This is a genomic window from Flavobacterium reichenbachii (assembly GCF_002217435.1).
In the GTDB taxonomy this organism is placed as follows: Bacteria; Bacteroidota; Bacteroidia; order Flavobacteriales; family Flavobacteriaceae; genus Flavobacterium; species Flavobacterium reichenbachii.
Genome location: NZ_MUHF01000003.1, coordinates 70,905 through 93,531, shown reverse-complemented (window position 1 = coordinate 93,531; position 22,627 = coordinate 70,905). Strand labels below are relative to the sequence as shown.

Sequence of the window (22,627 nt, the reverse complement as noted above, 5' to 3'; positions counted from 1 at the left end):
TATCTGCAACCAAAACTATATCATGAAAATAAACAAACCAAACAGTGCTAAACCAGATTTATAAATATCGAGTCGTGATTTATAAATAGCTGAATTATATTTTTTTGTAACTGTAATATGTTAAAAGAGAGTGGTTTTTAATTTTAAATCGCAATTTATTGTTATAATTGAACGTTCTTTATTAAAATTAACAAGTATATTTCCAAAAACCTTGCTAAAATGATAAATTAATATTTATTTTTGGCATCCGATTCTTATATTAATTTTATGTCTAAGCCAGAAATAGGTTATAGTTTTTTTTCTTCTTTTGTAGTAAGAACTCCATCATATCCTATTAATTTTTATACTAAACTTACAGAGGCTACGACGATAGAACGTGAAGTTATAGTTGAAATATTAAAAGACAAAAATATATGTGAAGCTTTATATTTAGCATCGCCTGACTTTTACAACGAAGTAGTTAAATGGATAATAACTGATGATTACAATCCTAAAAAAAATGACAAACTTAAACTTTCGGTTTTAAAGTATCTAATTCGTATGTCGACCAGAAGTACACCATTTGGACTTTTCTCTGCGTGTGGTTCTGGTACTTTTGGTAATCAAACCAAAATCAATATTGATACCGAAAGATCTTTCTATAGAAAAACACGTTTTGACATGCAGTTCCTTGCAAATTTAGGAAATGAAATACAAGCTAATTCATCAATTCAAAATGAATTACTTTTTTATCCCAATACAACTTTATATCAATTGGGGAATTTTTACAGATATATTCATTACACGCTAAATCTCGATGTTCGAAAATATTCGCTTCAAGGAGTTAAACGAAATTCATATTTAGATTTGATTTTGAGTAAATCAATCAATGGAGTGTCGAAATTAGATTTGGCTGCTATTTTAACATCAAAAAAAATAGATGAAGCGGATGCAATAGACTTTATTATAGAATTAATAGATCATCAGATATTGGTTTCAGAATTAGAAACAACTCTTACTGGTGATGATTTTATTAATAGACTAATAAACTTACAGAATTTAAAAAACCACACAGAGGAGTCTGCTTTAACTAAAACAAAAAAAGTTATAGGCGATCAATTACATCAAACTGATTTATCCTTAAATCTGAAAAAATTATCCGATAAGCTGTCAAAGATTGACAATGAAAAAGGATTTCAGCATAATTATTATGAAAATATTCTTCAAACTTTAAAAAACAACAAACTTATTGTTAATGAAAAATATCTATTTCAGACAGATTTATTTTTAAATTCAAATAAATTTCAGTTAGATGAAGATTACAAAAGTGAATTATTAAAAACTATAAGGCTTTTGAACCAGATCTCTGAAAAACCAAAAAAAACATCCTTAGAAAATTTCAAGAGATCATTTAGCAGACGATATGAAGAGCAAGAAATACCATTGGTGAAAGCATTAGATTTTGAAACTGGTATTAGATATGGATCAGAAAATGAAGATTTTGATGTAACACCTTTGCTAGACAGTATCGGTATAAAAAGTAAATCAAATTCACAAAATATTATTTTAGATAATGCGGAAAAAATAATACATAATAAAATAAAAAATGCACTGATAAATAATAAAAACAGTTTTGAAATAACTTCGAATGATTTTTCTGATGTTAACTTTTCAAATGAAAACCTGGCAGTCACATTTTCCTGCATTTTTGAAATAGTTGAAGAGAATGAAAAAGAATGGATTATTATTCAACATATTGGAGGTTCAAGCGCTGCAAATATGCTGGGTAGATTTTGTTACGGCAGCTCAGAGATAAGTGATTTTGCAAATGAAATTATAAAATATGAATCAGAAAATTTAGATGATAAACTTATTGCTGAAATTATTCATTTGCCAGAAGCCAGAACAGGGAATGTTCTACGAAGACCAGCATTTAGGAATTATGAAATTCCTTACTTAGCTCAATCAAATTTAGAGATTTCCAAACAAATTACTATTGAAGATATTATTTTAAAGATACGTTATGGCCGTCTTATTTTGTGGAGCAAAAAACACAATAAAGAAATCATACCAAGATTAACTAATGCTCACAACTTTTCACACAAAACACTCCCTATTTATAATTTTTTATGTGACATGCAATTTGAAAATTGTAAATCTGCAATAGGAATAAATAAAAAAAACTTAGAAATATTGTATGATTATTTCCCCAGAATTACCTCGGGTATTTGCATAATTTCAAAAGCAACATGGATATTTACTGAAAAACAACACTCCTGTTTTTTTAACTATTTAAATAAGGAATATAAAATTGATGATATAAATTCATCTTACATTGCTTTCAATATGCTTTCTTCTGCACAAAATATTTCTTTGCCTCAATATGTGTCATTATTAGACGGAGACAACTCTTTGTTAATAGACCTGAAAAATATTACTTGTCTGCAAATGTTATTTACAACTATTAAAAATCGAAAAAAGTTTATACTAGAGGAATTCTTATTTCCATCAAAAAAAATTATTACAACTAAAAATGGCCACTTTTCAAATCAATTTTTAGTTGGTTTAAAATGTTATAAACATGAATTAAAAAAATGAGTAAAATAAAAAGAAATTTTATTGTAGGCGAAGAATGGCTCTATTATAAAATTTATTGTGGTAATTATACCGCTGATAAAATTTTAATTAACGAAGTGGAAACGATTGTTAATAAATTATTTAAAAAGAAACTTATTGATCAGTGGTTTTTTATAAGGTATTACGACCCTGACTTCCACTTAAGAATACGTTTTCATCTAATTAATTTAAGTGCTATTACGGAAGTAATCGAAATTATAACATTTCATTTATCTAAATTACTTAAAAATGACACTATTTATGATGTTATCCTCCCAACTTATAAAAGAGAAATAGAGCGATATGGTGAAAATACAATACTCGATTCAGAAAAATTATTTTACTATAATAGCAAAAAAATTGTTGAATTGATTAGTAAAACGACACCTGAATTTGATGAAATTGCGAGAATTTTCAATTCGCTATATATGATTGCAAATTTGTTAGAATATTTTGAAATCCCTACTGATGTAAGCAAGTTGTTTGTAACAGAAAGACATTTGCATTTTAAAATGGAGCATGATATCAAAAAAGAACACGTTGCGGAAATGGGTAAATTATTTTCAATATATAAGCAAGATTTTTTTTTACTTCTAACAGAACACCGTGATCCCCAATATTTGGAAGGTCTTAATACTATAGTGAAGTTTAAATTGGAAGAGATAAAAACAATAAAAAAAATTTTAAATAATGTACCCAATACTAATAACAATTATATTTTAGATTTAATTGCATCATTTATTCATATGAATATCAATAGAACATTTCGATCCAAGCAGAGAGAATATGAACTGATATGTTATGATTTTATGAGCAGGTACTATAAATATATTATATATAAAAAATGAAAAAAATTCCTCTATTGATTTTCTATTTTGTTACCGGAATAATTTTTTCCCAACAAAATAATTCTCAAAAAAAAATATTGATCAAAAATTTAAGTTTCGCAGAATTAGATGAAAAGATTAATAATTCTACATTAAATTTAAAAGAAAAAATATTTTACTCTGATTTATATTATAAAAAGGCAAAAGAATCTGGTGATATCTATAAAATTTCAGATGCAATGTATTCCAAAGCATTAATTTATGCTGGAAAACCAGTACAATTAAAATATTCAGATTCAATAATTTCTCTTACCAAAGACAATCCAGACTCTATTTATCCTGCAAGAGGATATATGCTAAAAGCTAATTATTTTCAAATAAATCTAAATTTAAATGAAGCCTTAAAAAATGTATTAATTGCGGAGAAGTTTTCTAAAAACAGAAATAATTATGAACAAAATTTACTAATCAAAAGATATATTGGATTAATAAAGATTGAGTTAGGAAGACCAGAAGAAGCCTTGCCGCTATTTATAGAAAACTTTGATTATTTTAAAACCAAAAAAAATAAAACACTGGATGTTATATTTATTAAATGGGTATTAGCAGATATTTATATAAGATTAAATAAGGTTGATTTGGCATTGAGCTTCATCGATAATGAACTGAAAACTCTTGAGACCACAAATCCTTACTATCCTTACTATATAATGTACAAAGGAATATGCTTAAACCTTAAAGGAGATTTTGTTCAAAGTAAAAAATACTTAGAAAAAGCCATAGGCATAATTGATAAGACTGATGATTTTTTAAATTTAGCAATTTGCTATTATTATAAAGGAGAAAATATTTTTAAACACGATAAAAATACTGATGAAGCAATGCTTTATTTTGAAAAAGTCGATTCTATCCTAGTTAAAAAAAAGCAATATTCTTGTGATATAAGAGATAATTATATTCGCTTAATTGAGATTAGCAAGATGAAAAATAATGAAAAAAAGCAATTACATTATTTAAATAGATTAATCGAAATTGATAACTATTTTAAGGCCAACAATATTACTCTAACAAAAAATATTACCAATAGTTATGACACACCAAATTTATTAACTGAAAAAGAAAATCTAATTAAACAAATTAATAATGAAAAATATTTCTTCGGTTCTATTTCATTTTTATTAATGATGGGACTTACATTCAGTATTTTGTATGCTGCAAAAGTGAGAAATAGAAATAAAATTTTCGAGAAAAATTTTAGCGAGTTAATGGATGATCAATTTTTAGAAAATACATCACATGAACAAAAAATTACTGATCTAAAAAATGAGGCAGAAGATCAAGAAGAAAAAGAAAAATCTATTGATTTGCCATTTGAGATGGTGAACCAGATTTTAGCCAAGTTGTCAGAATTTGAAAACAATAAAGGATATCTACTGCCAAATTTAAAACAAACAGATCTTGCTCGAGAATTTTCAACTAATAGCAGCTATTTATCAAAGATCATTAACTTTTACAAAGGGAAAAATTTTAGTCAATATATAAATGATATGCGAATAAACCATGCTGTAAATCGATTAAAAAATGACAAAAAATTTAGAAAATATACTATTAAAGCTATTTCTGAAGAAGTTGGTTTTAGCAATTCTGAATCATTTGCAAAAGCATTTTATAATAATACCGGAATACAGCCCTCATATTTTATAAAAAAAATTGAAGAAAAAGAAAATTAAGAAAACTATAATCAATCAGGCTAAAAGTTTGTCGATATTTATAAATATCGAGTGCTTGTACTGTTTTAAACTATTATGGTAATATACATTTGCACATATTAAAAATTACTAAATTTATTGAAAATGAAAAAAAATCAAAAAGCAAACGAAAAGAAGCTTTCTTTAGAAAAATTTAAAATTGCAGAAATTAAAAACAAAAAAGCCATCACAGGAGGAAATTATCCTGGTGAACAAGATCCACCAGCAACTTCTCCAACTGTAAGAGGTCTATAATATTAACATTCGAGTCAATATTATTTTATAATGTTACATTAAATGAAAAAAGTAATCACTCTATTCTTTATATTTAATTTTACCTTTTCCGCTCTATCACAAGATTTAAACATAGATTCAAAAAGTACCAGACATTCAAATCTAAACACCATGGATAATTTTCAATATTTAGAAAATTTACAGAATGATTCAGTACAAAAATGGTTTAAACAACATAATGATCGAGCTAGAGATTTATTAGATAATATTTCAGGCAGAAATGAATTTGTCAAACAATTTATTGAATTTGAAAAAAGAAAATCTTTTAGTGTAACATTATTAACAATTACAGAAAATAATTCATTTTATTATTTAAAGAAGACTGACAGAGATAATTCTGATAAGCTTTATTTTAAAAAAGAAGGGCAAGAAGAAATTTTACTTTTCGACTCAGCCAATTATAAAAAAGAAACTGGAAATGTATTTGCAATTTCCTATATAAAACCATCTTGGGATGAAAGTGTAATAGCTCTCAGTTTTACAAAAAATGGAGAGGAAATTGCGGAAATAGGATTTCTAAATGTTAAAAACAAAACTTTATTACCCACAATTATTTCTAATTCATGGCCTTCAGAATTAGGAGGAATAAATTGGCTTCCTGATAATAGTGGAATTATCTATGTTAACATTCCGGTCATTAACACAAAAGACCCTAACTATCTTTTAGATACGGAATCTGTTATTTACAGAATAGGAGATATTTCTACAAAACATACTGTGATTTTTTCAAAAAAAAACAATCCCAATTTAAATATACTCAGAGCTGATTTTCCAATAATAAAAAAAATACACTTAAAAGATAAATATATTTTAGCCGCATTAAGCGGAGCAACAAATTATTTCGACTATTTTTATGCCATTATTTCTGATTTGCAATCTCAGAAAATGGAATGGAAAGAACTATACAGAAAAAGTGACGGATTATTAGATCCTATAATAATTAATGATGATTTATATTGTATTTCTTCAAATGAGGCATCAAATTATAAAATTATAAGAACTAAAATTTATAATCCTGATTTTAAAAATCCTGAAATAATTGTAGAACAGAATTTAAAAGAAGTTATTGATGATTTTGTTGTAAATAGTAATGGTATATTCTATACAACTAAAAAAAATGGTGTTGAGGCTAAATTATATTTTAAAAATAATAAACAAATAAAGTCTATTGACTTACCTGTGCAAGCCGGCAATATTTCCCTATCTACAAATGACAAATATAGTACCGCCTTATGGATAACCACAAGTGGATGGCTAGACCCAAATAGAAGATTCAGCTATAACCTTTCAAAAGATAAATTTGTTGAAGACAAAATCAATCCTATAATTTCCTATCCCGAATTTAAAGATTTAGAGGTTAAGGAAATTGAAATTCCATCACATGATGGAGTTTTGGTTCCAGTTAGTTTAATATACAGCAAAAATTTAAAAAAAGATAAAGAAAACTATATCATGATGGATGGATATGGTGCTTATGGAATTTCAAAAAGTCCACGATTTCAGCCTATTGTTTTAACATGGGTTATGAATGGAGGCGTTTATGTTGTACCACACGTAAGAGGTGGGGGAGAAAAAGGAGATATGTGGCATGAAGGTGGTCTTAAAAAGAATAAGCCAAACACTTGGAAAGATCTTATTGCAACTGCTGAATATTTAATCAAAAATAATATAACTAAAAAAGAAAAAATTGGAATCTTAAGCGGAAGTGCTGGAGGCATTCTGGTAGGAAGAGCGATGACTGAACGCCCTGACTTATTTAAAGTAATGATTTGTTATGATGGTTATCTTAATCCACTTAGAATTGATAAAGCGCCAAATGGCCCAAACAATATGAAAGAGTTAGGTGATCCAAGTATTAAAGAAGAACATGATATGTTAGCAGAAATTGATTCTTTTAATCATTTAAAAAGAGATGTTAATTATCCTGCCTGCCTTATTTCTGTCGGAATGAACGATGCAAGAGTTGCACCTTGGATGTCAGCCAAATTTGTAGCTAAACTTGAAACTACATCTTCTACAAATAAAATTCTTTTTGCAGTAAATTATGATGCTGGACATGGAATAAATAGCTCAAATTTACAATTATATAATGATTATGCCGATGAATTTGCATTTGCTTTCTGGCAAATGGGACATCCAAAATTTAAATTACTTAAAGAAAACTATAAAAATTAGGAGTAAAATTTATAATACATATTTATGTTTATAAATTCTATTTTTAATATTTTATAAGAATTATTTAAACAAAAGCTTTCTTAGTACAAGCAGCTTAAGCTTGCTATATGTGGAAATGTAAGCTTACGGAGCATAAAACATATAGTGTAAGTGTTATAGAATTTTCACTTCTCAAAATTCAAAACGGTAATAAATATAATTCTATAGTATTGGATCACTCGCCTGACTCCATCCAATTCATTATGAAAATTAGAAAGTATATTTAAAATTGGAGCACGATAATAGTACCAATCGAATCTAAAATACAACAATCCCTGTAAAAAGTTCTTTCCTTTTATAATTATTTAACGAAACTATGTTGCATTTACAAATAAGTATTTTATATTTGCCCTGCTTCAGCTTTTTGCTGATTTGTAAAAATGGGAAAGAAATTTAAATTTATCAATCTTTTTATGCCGCTGCTGGTAGTATTTGCAATACTATTTCCGGCGATACATTCTTACGAACACATTCAAAATCATAATTCTGATCATAAAACTACTTTTCAGAATCATACTCACAAAACCGAATTTAAAATACACAATCATTCAAATGAAGAATGTGCAATTTGTCATTTTAAGTTTAGTCCGGTTAGTACTTTTTCATTTATACATTTTGATTTTTATAAAAGTTACAGCATTACTCCCTATGTTAACTTTTATTTCAAAACCTATTCTTCCTTTTTTAAAGGATCTCTTTTTGCGCTTCGTGCACCTCCCAGAATTTAAATAAATAAGCAGTCATTTCACTATGAAATGTAAACGTATTTTTTATTTAGAATTTAAAAACCTTCGAAAATCCGATTATTTTTTTAGCACTTTATTTATTTTGAAAGTTAATTTCTTTCATTATTTCGCTAGTACTAAATTTAATTTCAGATTACAAAACATCAGCAAAACATGTCTTTAATACAGCTGCAAAAATGTAACTGAAAATTATTAAAAAGCATTTATTTGCTTTTTAATAAAGTCTGTTTAGGCTGGTTTTGCTTTTATTATTCGATACTAAATTCAATTCAAAATAAAAACCTAAAACTGTTTTAGGTAAATGCTGTACGTTGCATTTTTAAACAATCAGAATATATTCTAATCCTAAATTGGGATTGAATTCTTCTGTAGTTCCGAAAATAAAAAGCTTATTTCTCAAGATACTTTTCGGGCATAATTCTATTCAAAAACCTTATAAAAATCAGTCAATGCTTCCATTTACATTTCTAAATGGATGTGCATTATTAATCTGTATTATTTTCTCTAGTAACCCAATTTTACATTTATGAATACAATCAAAATCAGATCTAAGAACATGAAAACAAGAAAAATTCTGGTGGCTTTTTTAATAAGCGCCTTTGCGTTTACAGCATGCGACAACGACAATGATAATCAGACACAAGCTCAAAAAGAAAAACCAACGATCGATAAAATCGAACTGGGATTGGGAAACAACGAAATTGGAACTATTGGCGAAGATTTTCATTTTAATGCAGAAGTTGTTGCTGGAGATAAAATTGAAAGTGTGCAAATAAAAATTGCACAAATAAGTACCGAAAAATATTCAAAAGTATGGTCGCATGAAATTAATTGGCCACAATATACAGGCGCAAAAAATACAACCATTCACAAACATTTTGATATTCCAACAGATGCTCCAGAAGGTAAATACGATTTTATAATTATCATAAAGGACCAAAACGGAACTACGCTTGAAGTAAAGAAAACCCTAAACATTTATGCTGCAGGAAATTTACCTGTAAACCCCGTTTCTTCCACATTTACGCTGTTTAAAAATGAAGATTTTTTCTATAGAAAAGGAAAATATTACAAAGAAGGAGATTCATTTAAGACCGGAGATAAAGTCATGTCTCAGGTTACACTTACCGGAGTAAAAGGAAACGGAATTATGTATTTGTTATTAATCAATAAAAATGCAAAACATCTGCCTGAAAGCGTCGATCAAATCGACTTTACCAAAGTGATTGTTTATGATGTTTATGAGCATAAAGACATGGCCGAAGTAGGGACTTTCTCCAATGTTCCTTTCAACGCAAGCAATAATACTTTTTTAAGAGAAATACCTGAATTGTTTATTGGTGCACAAAAAGACAACAATGTACCAGCTCAGGGCATAACAGGAACCAAAGCGTGGGCATCTGGAACGTATGTTTATATGGTGGTTTACAAAAACACGACTTACAACATCAATTTTTCACAATCTATCGAGGTTCCAATTAATCTTTAATCGGAAATTTTAATTCATAAATCTCATTAAAAATGAAAACAATAAAAATAGTAAAACTTGCATTATTGCATATTTCAATGGCATTTTTCTTTACAGCCTGTTCCAGTGATTCGCCGGAAATTGATACCGAATATCCTGTTATTGATATTTCGGCTGTAAATACATTTCCTGTACAATGCAGTGAAATTACTCGCGGACAAAAAATAATGTTCAGAACAAAATTTACAGATAATACAGAATTGGGGTCTTACAGTCTGGACATTCACCACAATTTTGATCATCATACACATAGTACAGAAGTCAATGATTGTGTGGCAGATCCTATTAAAAAGCCGATAAATCCGATGCTTTATATCAATTCTGTTACCATTCCGGCAGGACAAAAAAGTTATGAAGCCGTTCAGGAAATCAACATTCCGCAGGATATTGATCCGGGAGATTATCATTTTTTAATCCGCCTGACGGATAAAGAAGGCTGGCAGACTATTAAAGGTTTAAGCATTAAAATTTTATAAACTGATTTTGATGAACAAAACCAAATCAAATCGATTACGTATTTTTTGTTCGCTGCTTTTTTGTTTTATAATAGGTTCAAAAATAGCAGCGCAATCAGTTCGTGTATCAGGTAAAGTACTTTCCAGTGAATGGGGTTCACTGGAAGGTCTTACCGTTATTATTTTGCCCGGTAATTTAACCACAATTACAGATAAAAAAGGCCATTTTTATTTTAATAATATTCCAAAAGATTCGAAGATTTTAAAGATAAATCATGCGGGTTATTTACCTTATGAAATGAAGCTTTCGCTAAATGAGACTTCAATTTTACTGCCTGATATTTTTCTAAAACCGGAGATAAAAGAATTACAAGAAGTTGTGATTACAGATCATTTTGGCTTGCGCCGAAAAAAAGAGGAATCGCTCAATATCGAAACCGTAAACAGTAGTTTTATCCAGAGAAACCTCGGCGGAAGCCTTATGCAGTCGCTGCAGAGAATTCCCGGCGTAAAAACTATTTCGATTGGTTCCGGCGGTTCAAAACCCTTAATTCGCGGCTTGAGTTTTAATCAGGTTATTGTCGTCGAAAACGGTATTAAACACGAAGGCCAGCAATGGGGCGCAGATCACGGACTTGAAATTGATCAATATGCAGTAAATCGTGTCGAAATTATCAAAGGCCCGTCTTCTTTTATGTACGGATCTGATGCTATTGGCGGTGCGGTTAATATAAAACCCATTCCCACCCCTTCTAAAAACACTTTTGGCGGAAGCGTTGATTTTACCGGAAAAAGCAATAACGAACAATTTGGAGGATCAATCAATCTTTTTGGGCGCAATGAAAAATGGTTTTTCGATACCAGAATGACGGTTATGGATTACGGCGATTATCGTGTTCCCACAGATACGGTTCATGTTTACAATTATGCTGTTTCGCTGTACAAAAATCATTTGCGAAACACAGCAGGTCGGGAACTGGATTTACACGCTAGTACGGGATATGTGACCGAAAAATTTAAATCGGTTTTTTATGTGAGTAATGTTTACAGTAAAAGCGGCTTTTTTGCCAATGCACACGGACTCGAACCGCGTAATGTTGATACTGAACTTCATGACAAATCGAACCGTGATATTTTGATGCCTTTTCAGGAAGTAACGCATACCAAAATTAGTAATACAACCTCTTTTCAATTAGCAAACCATCAAGTGGAAACGCAGTTGGGTTTTCAAAAGAATTTCCGTCGCGAATGGAGCCATTATGTCAATCACGGTTTTATGCCTCCAATCTATCCTGATGCTATGTATGCGCCTAAAGATTTGGAAAGACAGTATGATAAACAAGTTTTTTCTGTGGCTGTTAAAGATGAATTTTCATTAAACAAACATCAGATTTCTGTGGGAATTAATGCTGAACAACAACAAAATGACATTAATGGATGGAGTTTTTTAATTCCAGCTTTTACGCAGTTTAATACCGGATTATTTGCTTATGATAAAATGCAGCTCAACGAATTATGGCTGCTTCATGGAGCTGTTCGATTAGATTATGGCAAAATCGAAATGGAGCAATACAACGATTGGTTTCCAAGTGAAATTACAGAAAATGGTCAGACAACATCTCAATATTTAAAACGTTCAGAAGATTTGACACGAACTTTCAATAGTTTTAACTGGTCTGCGGGAGTAAATTATACACCCGGAAAACTTTCTTTAAAAGCCAATCTGGGAACAAGTTTTAGAATACCAATTGCAAAAGAACTGGCTTCAAACGGCGTTAATTATCACTACTTCAGATTTGAAAAAGGAGATCCAAATTTAGCCGCTGAGCGTTCGTATCAATTAGATCTTGGAATGGATTGGCAAGCCAATAAATGGTCTTTTCAACTGAGTCCGTTTTTTAATTATTTTCCAAATTACATTTATCTGAATCCTACTTCACAACATGATATTTATTATGGAGCAGGAAATCAGGTGTTTGAATATGAGCAAAGTAAAGTCATGCGTTATGGAGGAGAATTGCAGACACGTTATCAGTTTCTACAGAATCTTAGCGTCGAAATTCTGGCAGAATATCTTTATTCGGAGCAATTATCAGGAAGTAAAAAAGGCTATACTCTACCCTTTTCTCCGCCTGCATCGGTTTTATTTGGGATAAATTACAGTCCGCAAATCAAGAATTTAAAAGACACTTATTTTTCACTTGATTATCGTTATACCGCCGCGCAAAATCAAATTGTTCCTCCCGAAAAGAAAACCGCTAGCAGTAACATTTTTAATCTTGCTTTGGGAACGAAACTAAAAACCGGACAACAGGATTTTATAATCAGCCTGCAGGTTCAAAATCTGTTGAATACAAAATACCTCAATCACACAAGTTTCTACAGATTAATAGAACTTCCGGAAGCAAGCCGAAATATTATTCTGTCTCTAAAAGTTCCGTTTTTAATCCATAAATCAAATTAATCAATTCTATAACCTTATGAAAAAATTAAAACTATTTCTTCTGTTTTTTGCTGCCACAACTGTATTTACAGCTTGTGATAATGAGGAGAACAATGAAGTTTCTAAACCAACAGCCGAAAATGTTGAAATTGGAACTGCAAATAATAAACGAGCCTTAATAGGTCGTGATTTCCATTTTAATGCCGATGTTACTGCCGGTGATAAAATTGCCGATGTACAGCTAAAAATACTTCCAAAAAGTGGTGAAACGTATAAAAAAGACTGGAAATTAGAATTGAAATGGAGTGAATATATTGGAACGAAAAACACCAATGTACACAAACATTTTACTATTCCTGCTGATGCTCCGGAAGGCAAATTCGATTTCTATTTTATTGTTTTAGATCAGAATGGAAGCCAACTCGAAATTAAGGAAGAAATTACCATTTTAGATCCCGCCAACATGCCTGCTGATCCTTTAATTGGCAGAGATATGATTTCCCGAAATGACGATCTGATTTACTATATGGAAACGTGGGTCGAGCCGGAATTAATCTTCAAAAAGAATGACTTACTTACTGCGCATGCACAAGTCAGCCAGATTATGGGCGACGGAATTTTATATTCTGTTTTAATCAAAAAAAGTCTCAACTATCATCCTGAAAGTATTGATAATCTGGATCTGAAAAAGGTTATCGTGATTTCTAAGGTCGAACATAAAGACCTTGCTCCTGCTTCAAAAATTGCTACGCTGCAAAAGATAAATGAGGTTTGGGGCGGAGAAAGCATCAGCATTGGAGCAGATAAGGATGCTATTGCAACACCAACAATTGCAGATAAATCCTGGCAGTCGGGACAATACAATTGGGTGATACTTTATAAAAACACAACCTACAACCTGAGCGTCTATAAATCGATGCCAATTACTATTAATTTCTAATTAAACCCAAATATTAATTTAAATACATTTACAATGAAGAACAATTATTTCAAACTGATTTTCCTATTCGCTTTATCCACTTTTGTAATCTCTTGCAGCAACGATGACGATTCAACTATTGAAACTCCGGAGGAAACTCTTTCAGAATTTAAATACTTAAGAGTTTTACTTTCTGACGAAAAAACAACCGAAATTACACTTGTAAATCCAGTCGATGCTACAATTGCTTCTTTTAATGCGAAATTTGCAAAATCGGCGCTTTATACGACAGAATCTGGCCGATACGCCGGAATTATTCACAGAGCAGACAATACTGTTGAAACCTTTGACAGCGGTTTTGAAAGTCATGGCGACCACGTTGATGTAGACGGACTTCCGCAATTTGGCGCTTTAATCGGTCAGTCACTTTTGCCGACACATTTTAAAAGTAAAATTGGCGAATTGATGACTTTTAATGATGGCGATGGTACATTATCTGTTGCAAAAGAATCTGAAATTAAGACCGCTGGAGCTAAATTTAAAGTAATAAATGCCGGACTTTTGGCACATCACGGCGCAATGGCAAGTTTTTCAAACGGAACTTATGCCATTACAGAAAAAGATAATTCTATTACCGGAACACTTCCTGAAAAAGTAAAAATTATCGACAATACCGGCAAAACACTTTTTGAATCTACATTACAAACTAAAGGAATTCATGGAAATGCTTCAGACGGAACTTATGCTGTCTTTGGTTCTGCAAGCGGTGTTCTTGTTGTGGAAAGTTCAGGAAAACAAAAATTAATTACACTTCCTGAAGATTTTGGAACTGCGTGGTTTGGAAGTATTTTAGAAACTTCAACAAAAGGAAAATTTGTAGGATATACTGCCGCAAAAGGGGCGTATTTAATTGATGTTGTAAACGGAACAATTAAACCAATTCTGCAAAGTACCACGATTATGCAATGTAAAGTAAGTTACAATAACAGCAAACTTGGAATTTTACTGCATTCTGGTGAATTTAAACTATTTAACTTAAATACTTTAACGGCTGAAAAAGAAGGAAAAATTATTACCGAAACTGCAGCTGATGCCGCTTTGAAACCGCAAATTCAAGTAACAGAGAATTTTGCATACATTACTTCTCCAAATACAGGAGAATTATTGCAGCTTAATTTGACTTCAATGGCAATTGTAAAGAAAATAAAAGTTTCAAAAACACCGTATATGATCACTATTCTTGGATTTGAAAATAGCGAAAGTCACTAAAAACAGCATGTAATTATATTAAAATTAAACCAGTAAGCAAATACAAGCTTACTGGTTTTTTTATTTTTCTATGTTTGAGAACTTACTTATAAATTCGTGTCATTTTAAAATCTCCCGGAAGATGCAGCAGCATCGGGAACTTTTCAATTTTTACAGAACTGGTATCCAATCCAAAACCTTTTTCCTCGGACAAACTAAATTTCTTAAGTAAAAAATAACTGTTCATAATTAGTTTTTCAGACCATGTAAAATCGCTGTCCATTGAGAGTATTTTTTTAAATAGTACAAACTTAAAATCTCCCATTATATTATTGTTGTTCAATGATAAGTAACGGCTTGTTATGTCTACTTCTCTTTTTATCACCATATCGCGAATCACTTCCTTAAACATTAAATTGGTTTTCATCGGTTCTCTAAATCCTAGGTAAAAGTCAATTCGATATAAATCATCTTTGATCATATCGGTCACTCTATAATCTCTTCTATAAGGTTCATCGACAATATTAATATGAATAAACCAGTAAATATCAGCTCTTTTGGGACGAATCTGCAGGATAGAATAAATTACTTTTTGCTCTATATCAGTTGTTCTTGCAGCGTTGGTCATGTAAACCAAATGTGTTGCATATTTAGGAATTGATTCATCGATACTCAATTCAGAAAGTACTTTTTTATAGCCATCAATAGGGACGTATTTGGTATAACTTTTACTGATAGATTTCGCTTTCCACCAGGTTGCCATAACTGCAATCAGAATTAAGGCTACAAATACTGCAACATATCCGCCATGCATGAATTTGTTTAAACTGGCAATTAAAAAACTAATTTCGATTACCATATAAATGGTTATTGATGCTGAAATAATGTACCACGGAATTCTTTTCATTATCAGATAATAATTAAGCAGCAAAGTGGTCATAATCATACACAACACGATTGCAAGTCCGTAAGCGGCTTCCATTTTTTGAGATTCCTTAAAATGAAGCACGATCATGATACAACCCGTCATCATGAGCCAGTTAATAGACGGAATGTACAATTGTCCTTTTTGTTCTGTAGGATATTTGATTTTTACTTTAGGCCAGAAGTTCAGTTTAATAGCTTCATTGATTAAAGTAAATGAACCGCTGATTAAAGCTTGTGATGCAATAACTGCTGCGAGTGTAGCAATTACTATTCCGACAGGTATAAACCATTCCGGCATCATTAAGTAAAAAGGATTTGCATATTTTCCGCCAAGACTAAAAAGTGTTTCTCCTTCATGCTGAATCAAATACGCAGCTTGTCCAAAATAATTCAGCAGCAATGCACTTTTAACAAAAATCCAGCTGATTCTAATGTTTTTTCTACCGCAATGTCCCATGTCAGAGTATAAAGCTTCGGCTCCTGTTGTACAAAGGAAAACAAACCCCAAAACATAAAATCCTTCTGGATGAATTCTTAGTAAATGATAGGCATAATACGGATTTACTGCTTTTAAAACATCGGGATGATTGGTTATTTGCATGACTCCCAAGACAGCCAGCATACCAAACCAAATAAGCATTATTGGCGCAAAAAATTTTCCGACTAACTTTGTTCCAAATTGCTGAATGGCAAAAAGTGCTGCTAAAATCGCAATAATAATAGGTACCGTATCAATTTTAGGATATAAAGTTCTCATTCCTTCAATTGCAGAAGATACAGACATTGGCGGGGTTATAATTCCATCTGCAAGCAAAGCGCTTCCTCCAATAATTGCCGGTACGATTAACCATTTTACTTTAGTTCGTCGCACTAAGGCATAAAGTGCAAAAATCCCTCCTTCTCCATTATTATCAGCACTTAGTGTAATGAAAATGTACTTTATGGTTGCCTGTAAAGTCAAGGTCCAAAGTACTGCTGATACGCCTCCCAAAACTACATCTTTATCAATATTATGAATTCCAATTATGGCTTTCATTACGTATAAAGGTGAAGTGCCAATATCACCGTAAATTATACCTAATGCTATAAATAAGCCTCCCAGCGTTAATTTACTGTGTAAGTTGTTATGTTTTGCGCTCATAAATATAAATATTGTATACTAATTTAGTAACTATTGTCTATTTCACTGTCTTCTTTTCATTGTTTTTTTCAGCAGCAATTAAAATCAACTTTACAGTATAAATATACTCAGAATTATCCTGGCTTTTTCGGAAAGATTCTTTTTAAAGCTTCTCTGAGATTAATATCAATTTCAAATGAATTCACTTCAAGCAGATAGTATACCATATTACTTTTAATTTTAAATCACTAAAAATCAGTTATTTATAAATTAAATTTAAAAAAAGCTTTTTTAGAGGTAACAAATAATAGAGCAATGCATCAAAAGGTAAACTTTAAAAAAATTAAACATCATGAAAACAAAATCAATTTTAATTATCTTATTTATGCTTCTTGTTTCAAAATCTGTTATTTCTCAAACTGCTTTTAAGGTAGATGTAAAAGGTAAAGGAGCGCCTGTTTTATTATTCCCTGGTTTTGGCTGCACAGGAGAGGTATGGAATGAAACTGTAGCCGAACTTTCTAAAAATTACGAATGTCACATTTTTACTTTTGCAGGATTTGGGAATGTTGCTCCAATTGAAGGGCCTTGGCTTTCTACGATAAAAGAGCAGGTCATCTTATATGTAAAAAACAAAAAATTAAAGAAAGCTATCTTAATTGGTCATAGTTTGGGAGGGACTTTAAGTTTGTGGCTGGCATCAGAAGAAACTAATTTATTTAAAAAATTAATTATCGTTGATGCTTTGCCGGCAAGTGCAGCTTTAATGATTCCTAATTATAAAGGAGAAGTAATTCCTTATGACAATCCGCAGAGTAAAATGATGCTGGCTATGGATCAAAAGGCATTTAATGCAATGAATTCTCAGTCGATTTCGTACATGTGTCTAAACAAAGAAAAGCAAAAAACAATTACTGAATGGATGAATACTGTCGATAGAAAAACCTATGTTTATGGTTATATCGATATGCTTAATTTGGATTTACGAAAAGAAATTGCTAGAATTAAAATTCCGGTAGTAATTTTAGCTGCAACAAATCCAGATCTTAACACGGTACAAAACACCTATAAAGCGCAGTATGAAAATCTACCGTCTGTTAAAATTTATTATGCTGCCAACTCGGCTCATTTTGTAATGTATGATCAACCGAAGTGGTTTATGGAAAAAGTAAAATTAGAATTACAATAGGTGGATAAAAAAAACCAATTTAACGAGATATACAACAAGCATTATAATAAAGTGTTTCGTTTGTGCAAAGGTTATTTTTGTGGAGATATTGCATTAGCTTCTGATGCTGCGCAGGAAATCTTTATCAAAGTATGGGAAAATTTAGACACCTTCCGAAATGAATCCAGCATTAGCACATGGATTTATAAAATTGCTGTAAACACTTGTCTTCTTTATTTGCGGAAATCATTTTCCAGAAAAGAAATCAGGACAGTTATAATGCCTCAAGTTGTTTCCGATATCTATTCTAACGAAAAAGAAGAACAGCTTCAACAAATGTATAAGTGTATACAAAAGCTTGAAGAAACCAACAAAATGATCATCCTGATGACCTTAGATGGTATAGAATATAACGAAATATCAGAAGTAATCGGGATAACCGAAGAGACTCTTCGGGTTAGAATCCATAGAATAAAAAAAACTTTAACTAAATGTGTACAAAATGAAGACATTTGAAGATTTACAAAATATCTGGAATCAGCAGACTGAATACGATTCAAAACCAGCCGCCGCAGCTGTTATCGAAAAAGCAGAGGCACACACTAAAAAAATTAAACGCAATCATTTTTGGACCAGAGCAATTTTGAGCTTAACCGTAATAATATTAATCTTTTATTATATTTGGGCAGGTGCTTACAAACAAACGCAATTTAGTTTCGGATTATGTATTATGATTACAATGTTAATAATACGGGTGGCTTTAGAGTGGATTAGCGGGGAAAAATTAGAGAACTTAAAAACAGATGTTACCTTACTTGAATATAGTAAACAGGCCAACCAATTTTATCAATGGAGAAAAAAAATACACTATATTTTTACACCAATAATTTACCTGACGTATACTGCCGGATTTACGTTTCTATTGCCTATTTTTAAAGAAACTTTCTCCAGAGGTTTTTACCTTTATGTCGTATCAAGCGGATTTGTTTTTTTACTAGTGTTCGGTTTAATTATGGTTAGAATAATTAAAAAAGAAATGCAGCTTTTAGATTTCTTAAAGAGCATCTCGTAAAAAGCATTGAGTAAAATACAAATCACGGAAGAACTTTTTTTAGGAATTAAAGATCATTAAATGTCAACCAAAACTTTATAAAAAACCGTATGTTTAAAATAAATTTACAACAAATTCCAGCGATACTTTTTTTGACTTTAACGGCAAATTTTGCTATTGCACAGAAAAAAGAGTTCCGAGAAACGACTGTTGACAGTTTAACTTTCGTAAATAATAGAAAAACATTAAACAGTTTAAATACTGATGTTTTTGCAAAAAAAATATTTACTAAAGAAAACATACAAATTCCTTATAGACTTCTAACGCCGAAAAATAATATTAAGAGTCAAAAATATCCTCTGGTAATTACTTTCCATAACTCAACCCGAATTGGAAATGATAATCAAAATCAACTTGAACCCTTTGCAAAAATTTGGTTGAGACCTGAAATTTACAGTAAATATCAATGTTATGTAATTGCACCGCAATTTAACAGCCGTTCTTCAAATTATGAAAAAAACATTGATGGGGTTCAAATTTCAAAACCTTCAAAAGATGTTTTTGCCTTATTGAAGTTAATTCAAAATATTGAAAAAGAATATCCAAATATTGATAAAAACAGGATTTACTTAATTGGTTATTCTATGGGCGGTTCAACTGCACAAAATTTACTAAATATTATGCCAGACAAATTTGCTGCGACTGTTTCTGTTGCATCCGTTCCTGATTTTTCAAACCTAAAAAAAATTAGCAATAAAAATATATGGCTTATTCATGGTGAAAAAGACGAGGAGAATCCATATATCGGAAGTTTTGAATTGTTTAATAAATTATCTTCAAACAAAAATTTGATTTTTACAACTTTAAGTAATCTCAATCATGATAACATTGTGATTCCGTTTTTAATAACCGAGGAAATTCCAAAATGGCTATTTGAAAAACATAAAAACTGATAAAAACAGGAACTGAAATTGAGAACAGTTATAAAAATCAAAAGCCTTTAAACAATGACGTTTAAAGGCTTTTGATTTTCTGACAGACCTTTGAAAAAGTGCAGACTTTATCAAAGAAGATTTGAGTATTTATTATTAAATCTATTTCGTTATCTCAGAAAAGAATAATCTGTATAACCTCTTGCTTCACCTCCTCCAAATAAAGTATGATTATCTGAAATTTCATTTAAGCTCAAATTTTGTCTTACCCTCGCAGGATAATCTGGATTGGTTAAAAACTTTCTTCCAAAGCCAATTAAATCGACTAAGTTTTCTTGAAGAAGTTTCTCGCCCTCATCAGGAGTTTTATTGCCTGTCGCGATAATCGTGTTTTTAAATGCATCTCGAAGTTTAATTCTAAAATCAATCGGAATCTGAGGTGCGTCATCCCAATCTGCCTCGCAAAGATGAATATAAGCAACATCGAGTTTGTTTAATGCTGTTGCTGCAAGCATTATAGTCTGCAAAATTTCAGGATCATTCATATCCTTAAAGCTGATAAATGGCGATAGTCTAATTCCCGTTTTTTCTTTTCCGACTGCATTGGCAACTGCGCTCGAAATTTCAATCAGTAAACGAATTCTATTTTCCTTCGTTCCGCCATATTCATCCTCTCTTTTATTGCTATTGCTGCGTAAAAACTGATCGATTAAATAACCGTTTGCCGCATGAATTTCAACTCCGTCAAAACCGGCTTCGATTGCATTTTCAGCGCCTTTTACAAATTCTTTAATTACCGTATCTATATCTGATTGGTTCATTTCTCGAGGTTCTTCTACCGGAATAAAAGTGGCATCTCCATTTGGAGCGCCATCAAAAATATAAACACTGGTATTTTGGGCTGTTAATGCAGAAGGGGCTATAGGCTGTAATCCGTTCACTTTTGAACTGCTTACTCTACCGACATGCCATAACTGAAGAAATATTTTACTCCCATTTTCATGCACCGCATCCGTTATTAATTTCCAGTTTTCAATTTGATTTTCACTGTAAATACCGGGAGTTTTAGCATAACCTTTTCCCTGCAGAGAAACCTGAACGGCTTCTGTAATTATCAAACCGGCTGTACTTCTCTGGGCGTAGTATTCTGCCATTAAAGCATTTGGAATATCACCTGGCTGTGAAGCTCTTGAACGAGTCATTGGAGCCATTAAAAAACGGTTCTCTAATTGATTTCCGCTTAAATTGTACTGCTCAAATAGTTTCTGATACTTCATTTTAATTGTTGTTATGTTGAACTATACTTTTGATTACTCTTTTTAAATTAGTCAGTTAATTATTTTTGGCGGCATCATTATTCTCGTAAGATGCTCTTATCCGTATAAGCCATTTGAGCAATCTCGTCTTTTCGTCTAAAGCTGACTCCTTTATGTTTCTGAATGTACGAGATGATTTCTGTAGTTGCTGCAACCATTTGTGGTGTACCTCCTATACGATCATGGAAACTAATTGACATCTGTCTGCGCTTTTTTTCAGATTCCTTATAAAGCTGGTCAAATTCTAATATAACCTGACGCACAAACTGATCTGCACTAAAATTTTTTCCTTCTATTAATACAATATCATTACAGCGAATTGTATATGGAACCACCGCAAAATCATTCCCTTTTACCTTTATCAAAAATGGTTCGTCGCGGCTTAAATCATCAATATGATATTTAAAACCTAACTCCTGTAAAATTTCCAGTGTATTTGTACCGCGTCTCAGCCAATTTGCATTATAGCCCACAGGTTCAAAACCTGTTATTTTTTTAATAGCTTCTGCTCCATCTTTAATAAACTTTTTTTCAGTTTCATAGGGCATAGAATATTGTGTTGCCCAATCCATACCGTGCGCTGCTGCTTCATGCCCTCTTGCGACAATTTCCTTTGCAAGATCTGGATTCTTTAATACTGCAGAACCGACCATGTGCGAGGTAACTTTGATTCCCAGCTTATCCCAGTTGTCCAGCATTCTTGGAATTCCTTCTTTATACCCATATTGATACCAAGTCTCACTAGGAAGATCAACAAAACCTTTTTGCATATTCTGCGGAAAGGGACTCTCAGCATTTACAGGCTGTCCTCCTGCTTCAAACTGCATGGATACCGATACCACCAAACGTGAGCCGTCAGCCCACTTTGCGGCAGTACTTTTATCATTGTCTGATGTCTCTGCTAAATTCCCTGATGCTAATTTGGTTACCGGAAGCAAGCCTGCAAGACCAGCGAGACCTGCTTGTTTTATAAATGTTCTTCTATCGTTCATGTACGTATTTAATTTTAATTTTACGAATTGTAACAGCATTAAAAGTTATCAAAAAACAGAGCAGCGATTAATAAATGCCGAAATTCTGATAATCACATATAAGA

General features: G+C 31.4%; 18 protein-coding genes. 15 read left to right on the top strand and 3 right to left on the bottom strand.

Translation table 11 applies throughout. The features are described 5' to 3' along the window. Positions 1–267: 267 nt before the first annotated feature. The 11 genes from B0A68_RS03830 (at position 268) to B0A68_RS03785 (ending at position 15,038) form a co-directional block, all read left to right on the top strand. The gene (locus tag B0A68_RS03830; protein WP_035684589.1) at positions 268–2,577 is read left to right on the top strand and encodes a lantibiotic dehydratase family protein; all 2,310 of its coding nucleotides are present in this window, start codon (positions 268–270) and stop codon (positions 2,575–2,577) included. Then, positions 2,574–3,443: a thiopeptide-type bacteriocin biosynthesis protein gene (locus tag B0A68_RS03825; protein ID WP_035684590.1), complete on the top strand. Its 870-nt coding sequence runs from the start codon at positions 2,574–2,576 to the stop codon at positions 3,441–3,443. Before B0A68_RS03830 ends, B0A68_RS03825 begins: the two co-directional genes overlap by 4 nt. Further along, on the top strand, positions 3,440–5,152 hold the full coding sequence (locus B0A68_RS03820) for a helix-turn-helix transcriptional regulator (protein ID WP_035684592.1): 1,713 nt from the start codon (positions 3,440–3,442) through the stop codon (positions 5,150–5,152). The genes B0A68_RS03825 and B0A68_RS03820 overlap by 4 nt, the downstream gene beginning before the upstream one ends. 123 nt (positions 5,153–5,275) lie before the next feature. Further along, entirely contained in the window at positions 5,276–5,425 is a 150-nt protein-coding gene (locus B0A68_RS24395; protein ID WP_165571338.1) for a hypothetical protein, read from the top strand. A gap of 42 nt (positions 5,426–5,467) precedes the next feature. After that, entirely contained in the window at positions 5,468–7,639 is a 2,172-nt protein-coding gene (locus B0A68_RS03815) for a prolyl oligopeptidase family serine peptidase (RefSeq protein WP_035684594.1), read from the top strand. A gap of 419 nt (positions 7,640–8,058) precedes the next feature. Next, on the top strand, positions 8,059–8,406 hold the full coding sequence (locus B0A68_RS03810; protein ID WP_035684596.1) for a hypothetical protein: 348 nt from the start codon (positions 8,059–8,061) through the stop codon (positions 8,404–8,406). A 574-nt stretch (positions 8,407–8,980) separates the two neighbouring features. Then, positions 8,981–9,913: a DUF4625 domain-containing protein gene (locus B0A68_RS03805; protein WP_035684598.1), complete on the top strand. Its 933-nt coding sequence runs from the start codon at positions 8,981–8,983 to the stop codon at positions 9,911–9,913. A 32-nt stretch (positions 9,914–9,945) separates the two neighbouring features. Next, complete coding sequence (locus B0A68_RS03800; protein ID WP_035684600.1) at positions 9,946–10,428, top strand: DUF4625 domain-containing protein; 483 nt, start codon at positions 9,946–9,948, stop codon at positions 10,426–10,428. A gap of 10 nt (positions 10,429–10,438) precedes the next feature. Further along, complete coding sequence (locus tag B0A68_RS03795; protein ID WP_051892593.1) at positions 10,439–12,871, top strand: TonB-dependent receptor; 2,433 nt, start codon at positions 10,439–10,441, stop codon at positions 12,869–12,871. A 16-nt stretch (positions 12,872–12,887) separates the two neighbouring features. After that, positions 12,888–13,790, top strand: coding sequence for a DUF4625 domain-containing protein (locus tag B0A68_RS03790; RefSeq protein ID WP_035684602.1), 903 nt, complete (start codon positions 12,888–12,890; stop codon positions 13,788–13,790). Positions 13,791–13,823: 33 nt separating this feature from the next. Then, on the top strand, positions 13,824–15,038 hold the full coding sequence (locus tag B0A68_RS03785; RefSeq protein WP_035684606.1) for a hypothetical protein: 1,215 nt from the start codon (positions 13,824–13,826) through the stop codon (positions 15,036–15,038). An 82-nt stretch (positions 15,039–15,120) separates the two neighbouring features. Here B0A68_RS03785 and B0A68_RS03780 read toward each other — a convergent pair whose 3' ends face one another. Continuing rightward, positions 15,121–17,085 (bottom strand): KUP/HAK/KT family potassium transporter, encoded by a 1,965-nt coding sequence (locus tag B0A68_RS03780; protein ID WP_035684610.1) that lies wholly within the window; start codon positions 17,083–17,085, stop codon positions 15,121–15,123. A 331-nt stretch (positions 17,086–17,416) separates the two neighbouring features. Here B0A68_RS03780 and B0A68_RS03775 point away from each other — a divergent pair, with 331 nt between their 5' ends. From B0A68_RS03775 to B0A68_RS03760, 4 genes are all read left to right on the top strand, one after another. Next, positions 17,417–18,253 (top strand): alpha/beta fold hydrolase, encoded by an 837-nt coding sequence (locus B0A68_RS03775; protein WP_035684612.1) that lies wholly within the window; start codon positions 17,417–17,419, stop codon positions 18,251–18,253. Further along, positions 18,254–18,748 (top strand): RNA polymerase sigma factor, encoded by a 495-nt coding sequence (locus B0A68_RS03770; RefSeq protein WP_035684614.1) that lies wholly within the window; start codon positions 18,254–18,256, stop codon positions 18,746–18,748. Next, the gene (locus tag B0A68_RS03765; protein ID WP_035684616.1) at positions 18,735–19,304 is read left to right on the top strand and encodes a hypothetical protein; all 570 of its coding nucleotides are present in this window, start codon (positions 18,735–18,737) and stop codon (positions 19,302–19,304) included. The genes B0A68_RS03770 and B0A68_RS03765 overlap by 14 nt, the downstream gene beginning before the upstream one ends. 89 nt (positions 19,305–19,393) lie before the next feature. Beyond that, positions 19,394–20,236 carry a carboxylesterase family protein gene (locus B0A68_RS03760; RefSeq protein WP_035684618.1) on the top strand — a complete coding sequence of 281 codons (843 nt, stop codon included), beginning with the start codon at positions 19,394–19,396 and terminating at the stop codon, positions 20,234–20,236. Between the two features lie 149 nt (positions 20,237–20,385). On the opposite strand, the gene B0A68_RS03755 is transcribed toward B0A68_RS03760, so the two are convergent. Both B0A68_RS03755 and B0A68_RS03750 read right to left on the bottom strand, forming a co-directional pair. Then, positions 20,386–21,492, bottom strand: coding sequence for an alkene reductase (locus B0A68_RS03755; protein ID WP_035684620.1), 1,107 nt, complete (start codon positions 21,490–21,492; stop codon positions 20,386–20,388). 77 nt (positions 21,493–21,569) lie between these two features. Next, positions 21,570–22,523 carry a polysaccharide deacetylase family protein gene (locus B0A68_RS03750; protein WP_051892795.1) on the bottom strand — a complete coding sequence of 318 codons (954 nt, stop codon included), beginning with the start codon at positions 22,521–22,523 and terminating at the stop codon, positions 21,570–21,572. Between the last annotated feature and the right edge of the window lie 104 nt (positions 22,524–22,627).

Bases quoted from the DNA above. Each gene is read 5' to 3' on its own strand.
- B0A68_RS24395 (WP_165571338.1), top strand. From the start codon at position 5,276: ATGAAAAAAAATCAAAAAGCAAACGAAAAGAAGCTTTCTTTAGAAAAA.
- B0A68_RS03765 (WP_035684616.1), top strand. From the start codon at position 18,735: ATGAAGACATTTGAAGATTTACAAAATATCTGGAATCAGCAGACTGAA.
- B0A68_RS03760 (WP_035684618.1), top strand. From the start codon at position 19,394: ATGTTTAAAATAAATTTACAACAAATTCCAGCGATACTTTTTTTGACT.
- B0A68_RS03810 (WP_035684596.1), top strand. From the start codon at position 8,059: ATGGGAAAGAAATTTAAATTTATCAATCTTTTTATGCCGCTGCTGGTA.
- B0A68_RS03755 (WP_035684620.1), bottom strand. From the start codon at position 21,492: ATGAAGTATCAGAAACTATTTGAGCAGTACAATTTAAGCGGAAATCAA.
- B0A68_RS03805 (WP_035684598.1), top strand. From the start codon at position 8,981: ATGAAAACAAGAAAAATTCTGGTGGCTTTTTTAATAAGCGCCTTTGCG.
- B0A68_RS03795 (WP_051892593.1), top strand. From the start codon at position 10,439: ATGAACAAAACCAAATCAAATCGATTACGTATTTTTTGTTCGCTGCTT.
- B0A68_RS03785 (WP_035684606.1), top strand. From the start codon at position 13,824: ATGAAGAACAATTATTTCAAACTGATTTTCCTATTCGCTTTATCCACT.
- B0A68_RS03820 (WP_035684592.1), top strand. From the start codon at position 3,440: ATGAAAAAAATTCCTCTATTGATTTTCTATTTTGTTACCGGAATAATT.
- B0A68_RS03825 (WP_035684590.1), top strand. From the start codon at position 2,574: ATGAGTAAAATAAAAAGAAATTTTATTGTAGGCGAAGAATGGCTCTAT.
- B0A68_RS03815 (WP_035684594.1), top strand. From the start codon at position 5,468: ATGAAAAAAGTAATCACTCTATTCTTTATATTTAATTTTACCTTTTCC.
- B0A68_RS03830 (WP_035684589.1), top strand. From the start codon at position 268: ATGTCTAAGCCAGAAATAGGTTATAGTTTTTTTTCTTCTTTTGTAGTA.
- B0A68_RS03780 (WP_035684610.1), bottom strand. From the start codon at position 17,085: ATGAGCGCAAAACATAACAACTTACACAGTAAATTAACGCTGGGAGGC.
- B0A68_RS03800 (WP_035684600.1), top strand. From the start codon at position 9,946: ATGAAAACAATAAAAATAGTAAAACTTGCATTATTGCATATTTCAATG.
- B0A68_RS03750 (WP_051892795.1), bottom strand. From the start codon at position 22,523: ATGAACGATAGAAGAACATTTATAAAACAAGCAGGTCTCGCTGGTCTT.
- B0A68_RS03775 (WP_035684612.1), top strand. From the start codon at position 17,417: ATGAAAACAAAATCAATTTTAATTATCTTATTTATGCTTCTTGTTTCA.
- B0A68_RS03790 (WP_035684602.1), top strand. From the start codon at position 12,888: ATGAAAAAATTAAAACTATTTCTTCTGTTTTTTGCTGCCACAACTGTA.